The 9215-nt window shown below is 70.8% G+C and carries 6 protein-coding genes; 3 read left to right on the top strand and 3 right to left on the bottom strand.

What is annotated here, in order from left to right:
* Both ACIRHA_RS20880 and ACIRHA_RS20885 read right to left on the bottom strand, forming a co-directional pair.
* Window positions 1-1902: a sigma-70 family RNA polymerase sigma factor gene (locus ACIRHA_RS20880; RefSeq protein ID WP_403847639.1), complete on the bottom strand. Its 1902-nt coding sequence runs from the start codon at window positions 1900-1902 to the stop codon at window positions 1-3.
* 304 nt (window positions 1903-2206) lie between these two features.
* A complete protein-coding gene (locus tag ACIRHA_RS20885) occupies window positions 2207-2971 on the bottom strand; it encodes a TetR/AcrR family transcriptional regulator (protein WP_403847642.1) in 765 nt (254 codons plus the stop codon).
* Between the two features lie 374 nt (window positions 2972-3345).
* Here ACIRHA_RS20885 and ACIRHA_RS20890 point away from each other — a divergent pair, with 374 nt between their 5' ends.
* Both ACIRHA_RS20890 and ACIRHA_RS20895 read left to right on the top strand, forming a co-directional pair.
* Window positions 3346-4809, top strand: a complete 1464-nt coding sequence (locus ACIRHA_RS20890; protein WP_403847645.1) for an NAD(P)/FAD-dependent oxidoreductase — start codon at window positions 3346-3348, stop codon at window positions 4807-4809.
* 157 nt (window positions 4810-4966) lie between these two features.
* Window positions 4967-6628, top strand: coding sequence for a SpoIIE family protein phosphatase (locus ACIRHA_RS20895; RefSeq protein WP_403847648.1), 1662 nt, complete (start codon window positions 4967-4969; stop codon window positions 6626-6628).
* Window positions 6629-6632: 4 nt separating this feature from the next.
* Here ACIRHA_RS20895 and ACIRHA_RS20900 read toward each other — a convergent pair whose 3' ends face one another.
* Window positions 6633-7907, bottom strand: coding sequence for an MFS transporter (locus ACIRHA_RS20900; RefSeq protein WP_403847719.1), 1275 nt, complete (start codon window positions 7905-7907; stop codon window positions 6633-6635).
* A gap of 147 nt (window positions 7908-8054) precedes the next feature.
* Between ACIRHA_RS20900 and ACIRHA_RS20905 the strand changes: the two genes are divergently transcribed.
* Window positions 8055-8609 (top strand): MarR family winged helix-turn-helix transcriptional regulator, encoded by a 555-nt coding sequence (locus tag ACIRHA_RS20905; protein WP_403847651.1) that lies wholly within the window; start codon window positions 8055-8057, stop codon window positions 8607-8609.
* The last annotated feature ends 606 nt before the right edge of the window (window positions 8610-9215 follow it).

The raw sequence follows: 9215 nt of genomic DNA on the forward strand, positions 1-9215 counted from the left end.
TCAGCTACACGTGAAGCGGGACTCCGCCCAGTCGGCGACCGCCACAGAGTCGGCCGGGCTGTCCGGTTCGGTCACGAGCCGGATCGACTTGGCCCCGGCCACGTTCACATGAACCGGCACAGCGGGGTCACGGCCCTTGACCACGGACGAGCTCCAGGCCCGCGCCCCGTCGACGTAGACGGAGAACCGGACGGCGCCGAGACCGAGCGTCATGTCGTCGACACCGGCATAGGCGTCGTACGCCGTGCAGCTTCGGTTGAGGTCGATGGTGACGGAGGACCGGGAGTGCACCGACACCCCGTTCGCGTACTGCTTGTCGGCGATCGACATGCCGTAGCGCTGCCACACCCAGCTGCTCTCGCCGAGGCGGATCTCCGGCTTCGAATCGTCCCCGAGGGTGTCGTACTGCAGCTTGTTCACCTGGTAAACGGCCGGGGCGGGCGGAGGCGTCGGCTTCGGCGTCGGCTTGGGCGGCGTCGGCTTGGGAGCCGGCGGCTTCGGCTTCGGCTTCGGGGGCGTCGGCTTGGGCGTGGGCTTCGGCGTCGGCTTGGGGGAGGGCTTCGGCGGTACCGGCGTCGGCTTGGCCACCGGGGGCTTCGGCTCCGGCTTCGGCTTCTTCGGTTCGGGCTTCGGCTTCTTCGGCTCGATCGGCTGCGAGGCGGGCGGCGGCGCCTTCTCTCGCGCCTCCGGCTTCGGCTTCGGGTCACCGGTGAGCGCCATCGCCAGCGCGACGGCGGTACCGGCGGCCACCACACCGGCCGCGATCCCCGCCTTCGCGGGCGCCCCGAGCCCTTCGGAGGCCGCGCCGCCGGCGGCGCCACCGCTCGTGGAGCCGCCGCCCGACGCCGCGGCCGCACCGGCCCCGGCCGCGCCCGCCGCACTCGCGGCGCCACCGCCGATGAACGCCGCGGCCTTCGCGTACCCAGCGGCGCCGAACCAGCCGATGACCGCGATCGGTACGACACCGGGGATACCGCTGGCGACTTCCTTGATCTGGCCGGCGGCGAGCCGGCACTTGGCGCACTCCTCCATGTGCTTGCGCAGGCCCCGCTCCGCCCGCGTGCGCAGGCTGCCGCGCGCGTAGGCGCCGAGCCGGTCCGCGTAGCGGGCGCACTCCTCGGACTGGGTGAGCGTGGTCGAGACATGGGCCTGGAGGTAGGCCTCCTTCAAGCCCTCGCGGGCCCGCTTGGCGAGCACGCGCGTGCCGTTGGCGTCGAGCCCGAAGAGCGTGGCGACCTCGCTGGGCGACTCCTCCTCGACCTCCGTGTGCCACAGCACGGCCTGCCAGCGCTCGGGCAGCGAGCGGAAGGCCTGCATGGCCATCGACTGCTCGGCCTCGTGCATCGCGAGGACGTCGGCGCCCAGGTCGAGCGTGTCGTCGTCCAGGGTCTCGGAGGAGCGGGCGGCCTGTGTGGCGAACACGGCGAAGTCGTCGACGAGGTGCTCGCGCTTCGCCGACTTCGTCCAGCCCGCGGCCACGCGGCGCACCGTGGTCAGCAGATAGGCGCGCACCGCGTGCTCGGGACCGCTGCCGCTGCGCACCGCTTGCAGGGTGCGGGCGAAGACCTCGGCCGTGAGGTCGTCGGCGGTGTGCCCGTCGCGGCAGCAGGTGCGGGCGTAGCGGCGCACGGCGACGGAGTGGCGGCGGTACAGCTCTTCGTAGGCGCTGTCGTCGCCCGCGCGCATGCGGGCGATCAGGTCGGCATCGGAGGACGGCGCCTCGCCGTCGACGCCGCCGGGTGAGCCGCCCTCGCGCTGAGGCGGCACGGATGTCTGGATGTCCGGCTGCTCGGTGGGCGTGCGCCCCGGACCGCCCTGGCTCGGCACCTGCTGCGGCGGCGCACTCTCCGCGCTCGTCCCGCCGCCCTCGGGCCGCTGCTCGTCCCGCCCGTCAACGCTCATTGCGGAATGCCCCCGACCGCCCACTCTGACCCGATCACCGGGAAAGAGTGCCACACGCACGGGCCCCCGAAGTAGCTGCTGCACCGCAACCACTCATCCGTGGAGATTTCGCGTGCTCGACCCCTAAGGATCACTCGTTCGGGGAAGCATCAACCACCGTGCCGTAAACGAGAGTTGACCGCGAGTGACTGTGTGGTCGACTCGCGGTCACTCCGTCGGTTCGGTGAGGATCGGACCCGTTGATCGGGCCCGTTGATCCGACCGGTCACGCCGACCGGTCACGCCGACCCGTCACGTCGACCGGTCACGCCGGCCGCGACCGCAGCCCTTCGAGCAGGATGTCGAGCAGCCGTGCGGAGGCCGCCTCCTGCTGTACGGCGTCCGGGAGCGACGGGGCCGCCGTCGCGATGACCAGCAGCACGTCCGACACGGTCACGTCGGTGCGCAGCTCACCGGCCTCCCGGGCGCGGTCCACGAGCCGGCCCACGACCTCGAGGAGCGCCGCGGCCCCCGTGTCGTACGAGGGCAGGCTCTCGCCGCCGGCCGCCGGCTGCCGCTCGACGAGCCGCAGTTCGGGTGTCGCGACACGCTGCTCGGGCACGCGCGGCTCGTCCCGCCCGCCCTCGTCGGAGTCGGCGACCCCCACCCGCAGTACCTGCGGAGGCAGCAGCCGGCCCGCACCCGAGGCGACCGAGGTCCGCAGGAAGCGCGAGAGCGCCGACCACGGCTCTTCCTCCTGGCCGAGCGCCGTGCGCGCCTGGTCGGTCAGCCGCGCGGTCTCCTCCTCGGCTATCCGCCGCACCAGTACGTCCTTGCTGGGAAAGCGCCGGTACACCGTGCCCACCCCGACGCGCGCGCGACGCGCCACGTCCTCCATGGGCGCCCCGTACCCCAGCTCGCCGAAGACCTCCCTGGCGGCGCGCAGTACATGCTCAAGATTGCGCTGTGCGTCCACACGAAGCGGCGTGGAGCGCGAACTGTCGCCCGCACCCCGCCCGTTGGCCCCCGCGACCGCGCCAGAGGGCGCGACGGCAGAGGCTGAGGTCCAATGAGAGTCCTGAATGTGCATATGTGTTCCCCCGGTAATGACGTCTCCCCCCGGAGACACTCCCCGCCATTGTCTGTCGGAGCCAGCGGAACAGACAGCGATTTCCGGGACCGCGTCCCGATCGCCCGCGTATCCCCCCAGACACCCCGACAAGAGACGAACATAGTTGAGCCGGGGGCAATTCAGAAGGGGCAGGTTCCGCACCGGGTGCCCCTCGAAAGGAGGACGCGCGGGATTTCGCCATGACGGCCCCGCCGCTCCGCGCCCCGGCCCAGGGCCCCGCTCCGGACGCTGACCTGGGCACCTCCCGCGCGCGCGGGTCGCCCGCCCGTCCAGGAGGGGTACTTCCGGTCGTCATACAAATGGTCGAGGCTGTGGACAAACGGATGGGCCCGATGCGTCATGGGAGGGTGAGGACTGCAATCTTCCGGGGGACGACCCCCGTACCCCCGAGGCGTACGCGCATTGTTGTAGTCGGCGGCGGTTACGTCGGGATGTACACGGCTCTGCGACTCCAGAAGAAGCTCAAACCGGAGCTCAAGAGCGGTGCCGTGGAGATCGTCGTGATCACCCCCGACCCGTACATGACCTATCAGCCTTTCCTGCCGGAGGCCGCCGCAGGATCGATCTCGCCGCGCCATGTCGTCGTCCCGCTGCGCCGCGCGCTCGACCTGTGCCAGGTGATCGTCGGCGAGGCGCACTCCATCGACCACGCCAAGCGCACGGCCACGTACACCACGCTGGCCAGCGACGAGGAGGGGACGGGCGCGGCCACCCTCACCTACGACGAACTGGTCCTGGCGCCGGGCTCGGTCTCCCGCACGCTCCCGGTCCCCGGGCTCGCCGACTTCGGCATCGGGTTCAAGACCGTCGAGGAGGCCATCGGCCTGCGCAACCACGTCATCGAACAGCTCGACATCGCCTCCTCCACACGCGACCCGGCGATCCGCGACGCGGCGCTCACCTTCGTCTTCGTAGGAGGTGGCTACGCGGGAGTGGAGGCGCTCGGCGAGCTGGAGGACATGGCGCGATACGCGGCGAAGTACTACCACAACATCAAGGCCGAGGACCTGAAGTGGATCCTCGTGGAGGCGAGCGGCCGGATCCTGCCCGAAGTGGGCCCGGAAATGGGCCAGTACACGATCCGCGAACTGCGCGGCCGCAACATCGACGTACGCCTGGAGACCCGGCTCGAATCCTGCGAGCACCGCGTAGCGGTGCTCAGCGACGGCTCGCGCTTCCCCACACGTACGGTCGTGTGGACGGCTGGCGTCAAGCCGAGTCCGCTGCTCGCCGCCACGGACCTGCCGCTCAACGAACGCGGCCGCCTCAAGTGCACCGCCACGCTCGCCGTCGACGGCGCCCCGCACGCGTGGGGAGCGGGCGACGCCGCGGCGGTCCCGGACATCACCGCGGACGAGCCCGGCAAGGAGTGCGCGCCCAACGCGCAGCACGCGGTGCGCCAGGCCCGCACCCTCGGCGACAACATCGCGGCCTCCGTGCGCGGCGAACCGCTCACCGACTACGAGCACGCGTACGCGGGTTCGGTGGCCTCCCTCGGCCTCCACAAGGGCGTCGCGCACGTCTACGGCCGCAAACTGAAGGGCTACCCTGCCTGGTTCATGCACCGCGTCTACCACCTCAGCAGGGTGCCCACCGTGAACCGCAAGGCCCGTGTCCTGACCGAATGGACGCTCTCCGGTCTGTTCAAGCGAGAGATCGTCTCGCTGGGCTCACTGGAACAGCCCCGCGCCGAGTTCGAACTCGCGGCCGGAGCGGTCCCTCCTACGGACCCATCTGGAGGGCCCTCCCGCGACACCCCGCAAGGGCCCCCGGAGAACCCGAAGGGGTCGCCCTGAGCGTGTTGTTGACGTCCCCGACGGAGCACTGGTGACCGGAGCGCGGAACCCCCGCTCGCGGACCGGCGTCTGACGTTTGTCAGTACGGTCGGCCAGACTGGTCCACGACCCTGGGCGGGCCCCTCGCCCGCCCTCGACCCCACGAGGCTTTTCCCCTGTGAACTTCACGCGCTGGAGCGCCCGGCTCCCCGGAACGCAGCGCCGCGCGGCGGCGCGGGCCGACCACGGCGGACCCCAGCGGGCCGACGGCGCGGTCCCCGCTGCCCGCGCCGAGCATGTGTCCGAAGAGGACCCCGTCGAGGAGGGCTGCGTCGACGAGTTGCCCGTACGCGAGGTCCTCGACCGCATCCCCGCCCTCGTCGCCGTGGTGCACGGCCCCGAGCACCGCATCGCGTACGTCAACGACGCCTACGTCGCGGCCTTCGGCGAGCGCACCGCGGGCGAGCCCGCCCACGAGGCGCTGCCCGAGCTCGACGAGCTCAGCCTGCTCCCGTTCCTCGACCAGGTGCTGCGCAGCGGCAAGCCCCGCACGGTCAAGTCCCGCAAGACGTCAGGCGGCCGCTCGTACACCGTCACGTGCACCCCGCTGGAGACCGCGGAGGGCCCCGGCGTGCTGATCTTCGCGGCCGACGTCACGGACCACGCCGAGGCGGCGGAGCGCCTGCGCACCAGCGAGCGCGAACAGCGCGAGACGGCGGTCACACTCCAACGCTCGCTCCTGCCCCAGGAGTTGGAGGAGCCGGACGATCTGCGGATCGCGGCCACCTACCAGCCCGGCGGCACCGAGGCCGCGGTCGGCGGCGACTGGTACGACGTGATCACCCTCGGGGGCGGCCGTACTGCCCTGGTGATCGGCGACGTCATGGGCCGCGGCGTCCGGGCGGCCGCGGTCATGGGCCAGCTCCGCACCGCGGTCCGCGCCTACGCGCGCCTGGACCTGCCCCCGCACGAGGTGCTCCAACTACTGGACGGCCTCGCTACGGAGATCGACCCGCACCAGATCGCCACCTGCGTCTACGCAGTCCACGATCCGAACGAGGGCCGCCTCGTCTACGCGTCCGCGGGCCATCTGCCGATCCTCGTACGCGACGAGAACGGCACGATCCACCGCGGCGACGAGCCCACGGGACCCCCGCTCGGCACCGGCGGCTGGCTGCACGCCTCGGGCTCCGTGCCGCTCGGCGCCGGATCCACGGCGGTCATGTACACCGACGGCCTGGTGGAGCGGCGCGACGAGGACATCGACGAGGGGGTGGCCGCGCTCGAGAACGCGCTGGCGGGCGCGACCGGCACACCCCAGGTGGTCTGCGACCGCCTGATCCGTGCGGCCGGTGTCACGGCCGATCACGACGACGACGTCGCGGTCCTGGTCGTCCAGCACCCGGCCCGCAAGGGCATCGAGGGCGAGCGCTTCCGCAACGCGGCGCTCGAGCTGCTCGGCGGCGTGGAGGCGGCCCCACGCGCGCGTGCCTTCGCGTCCGGCGTCCTCACCAGCTGGCGCTTCGCCGACGAACTCCACGAGCTGGGCGTCCTCGCGGCCAGCGAACTCGTCGCCAACTCCCTCCAGCACGGCACCCCGCCGATGCGCCTGCGCCTGCGCCGCACGGACCGCCGCCTGATCATCGAGGTGACCGACGGCGACGACCACCTGCCGCGCCGCCGTCGTGCTGAAGCGGCGGACGAGGCGGGCCGTGGCATCGCGATCGTCGCCGCGATCGCCTCGAACTGGGGCTCGCGGCGGACGCCGGACGGCGGCAAGGCGGTGTGGTGCGAGTTCGTGCTTCCCCAGGGCAAGGCTCAGGGGGCGCCCCCGGCGTGACGTCTCAGCCGGACGTGGCGGCGGCGGGCTCCGGTGAGCTCTGCATCACCACACGGCTGCCGGCCAGCGACGGCTGGTCCTGCACCGGCGTGAGCCGCTTGCCGAGCCGCAGCGCGAGCACGGTGATGGCCAGCGAGAACAGCACGAACGTCACGATGTACGGCCCGTGCAGCGCGGCGCCCATCGGCCCGCCCACGGCAGGCCCGACCGCCAGCGCGAGCTGCTTCACCAGCGCGAAGGCCGAGTTGTACGAGCCGACCATGCCGGCCGGAGCGAGATCGGCGACGAGCGGCGCCACGGTCGGCGACAGCATCGCCTCACCGAGACCGAACAGCGCGTACGTGGAGATGAACGCGGCGGTCGCCATCGCCTGGCTGCCGTGCCCGATCCCCGCATACCCGGCCGCCAGCCACGCGACGGTCCAGATGAGCCCCACCGCGGCGATCACCCGCGACCGCTTCCGGCGCTCGACGAGCTTGAGCACGGCGAACTGGGCGATCACGATCATCGCCGTGTTGGCGGCGAGCGCGATCCCGAGCGTGGACGCCGAGATCCCGGCCGCCTCGACCCCGTAGGCACTCAGCCCCGACTCGAACTGCCCGTAGCAGGCGAAGAACAACACGAACCCGAGCACGCACAGCTGCATCATCGCCCGGTGCCCGAGCAGCGCCCGCATGCCGCCCTGGCCCTCGCCCTTCGGCACGGCCTCGCCGAGCGCCGGCGAATGCGGCATCCGCACGGTCAGCACGATCCCGGCGAGCACCAGGAACATCACGGCCTCGATGGAGAAGAGCAGCAGGAAGCTGTCCGGCCTGGACTCGTCCACGATCTGGCCGCCGATGAGCCCGCCGATGCCGAGGCCCAGGTTCTGCAGGAAGAACTGCGTCGCGAAGGACCGGGTCCTGGTCTCCGGTGCCGAGCACCACACGATCATGGTCGCGAGGGCCGGCTGCAGCACCGCCGTCCCGGCACCGAGCACCGCGGCGGCCACGATGGCAGCCGGTTCGTACGTGGCGAACCCGAGACCGACCGCTCCCACGGACGCCACGACCGAGGCCGCGACGAGCACGGGCAGCGGGCCGCGCCGGTCGATGGCGCGACCGGTGAAGGGCAGGACGACCAGGGCGGCCATGGCGAAGGCGGCCAGCACGATCCCCGCCGCTCCGGCTCCGAGCTCCCGGACCTCCGCCACATACACATAGAGGAACGGAACCGTGAAGCCGACGCCGAACGCGCTCAGCGCGCTGCCCACCTGAATCCGGCGCATCGCGGCGCCCATCGCCCTGACCACGTTCACCTGCCCTTTCGCTGGCCCGGCGCACTGGTCCGGGTCTTAGTACTGAAGACTTAGAAGGTAAAGTTCGAAGCTAAAGAGTACACACGCAAGGACTTCAACGCCAATCACTCCCGTGCCATACTTCGCGCCATGGCGGACACCCAAGGCGCACCGGCTGCCGAGCCGACGCTCGAAGAGCAGATCGCCACGTATCAGCGCGAGTTCCATGCCCTCGACCCCCAGGTCGAGCAGATCGTCTCGGCGCTCGGCAGACTCAACCGCCGCATGAACGTGGCGTACGGGCGCCAGACCGCGGAGATCGGGATCAGCAACACCGACTGGGAGGTCCTCAAGGCACTCGTCCTCTCGGGCGATCCGTACCGCCTGGGCCCCGGCGACCTCGCCAAGCGCCTCGGTCTGACCCCCGCCGCGATGACCCACCGCATCGACCGCATGGTCCAGGAGGGCCTGGTCACCCGCGACCGCGACGAGAACAATCGTGTCCGGGTCATCGTGGAGCTGACCACGGAGGGCCGCGAAAAGTGGCTGGAGGCGATGCGCCTCGCCTCGGTCTTCGAGGAGGACCTCCTCCAGGACCTCACCCCAGGGGAGCGCAGCGCCCTCGGCGAGGTCCTCACGCGTCTTCTGCGCCGCGTGGAGGACGCCCAGCCGGACGCCGGCGGCCGCCTCAACGACCTGGCCTGAAGCCGGGCAAGGGGAGGGTTGACACGGCCTCCCCCGGTCCGTAAGGTACCTCGGGTTGCCACGGAGCCGTAACGGTTCTTCGGCAGTACATCCGCCGCTCAAGCGGCACCCAATCTCAGCACGATCACCCAACCGGGATTCTGTTCGGCATGCCCGAATTCAATTCCGAACCCCCGATTAGCTCGGGGGCTGGGAATCCGCTAAAGTTTGGAACGTCGGAACGGCCCAACAGCCGCGAAGACAAGCCCCTCTGACTGGGAATCAGGCCCGAAAGGATCTGATAGAGTCGGACTCGCCGGAAAGCCGAAAGGCCGGAAAGCGAAGCGGAACCGAGGAAAACGGATCGGAAAACGATCTGATAGAGTCGGAAACGCAAAACAGCAAGACCGAAGGGAAGCGCCCGGAGGAAAGCCCGAGAGGGTGAGTACAAAGGAAGCGTCCGTTCCTTGAGAACTCAACAGCGTGCCAAAAATCAACGCCAAAATTTGTTGATACCCCGTCTCCAGCATTCGCTGGGACGAGGTTCCTTTGAAAAGTCCTGCCGGTCATTTGATGGGCAGGCGCACAGCGAGGACGCTGTGAACGGTCGGATTATTCCTCCGACTG

This window comes from Streptomyces sp. NPDC102360 (assembly GCF_044766085.1).
GTDB lineage: Bacteria > Actinomycetota > Actinomycetes > Streptomycetales > Streptomycetaceae > Streptomyces.

What these genes read in the sequence shown, in the direction of transcription:
- ACIRHA_RS20880 (WP_403847639.1), bottom strand. Translation starts at nt 1,902, where the DNA reads ATGAGCGTTGACGGGCGGGACGAGCAGCGGCCCGAGGGCGGCGGGACG.
- ACIRHA_RS20885 (WP_403847642.1), bottom strand. Translation starts at nt 2,971, where the DNA reads ATGCACATTCAGGACTCTCATTGGACCTCAGCCTCTGCCGTCGCGCCC.
- ACIRHA_RS20890 (WP_403847645.1), top strand. Translation starts at nt 3,346, where the DNA reads ATGCGTCATGGGAGGGTGAGGACTGCAATCTTCCGGGGGACGACCCCC.
- ACIRHA_RS20900 (WP_403847719.1), bottom strand. Translation starts at nt 7,907, where the DNA reads ATGGGCGCCGCGATGCGCCGGATTCAGGTGGGCAGCGCGCTGAGCGCG.
- ACIRHA_RS20905 (WP_403847651.1), top strand. Translation starts at nt 8,055, where the DNA reads ATGGCGGACACCCAAGGCGCACCGGCTGCCGAGCCGACGCTCGAAGAG.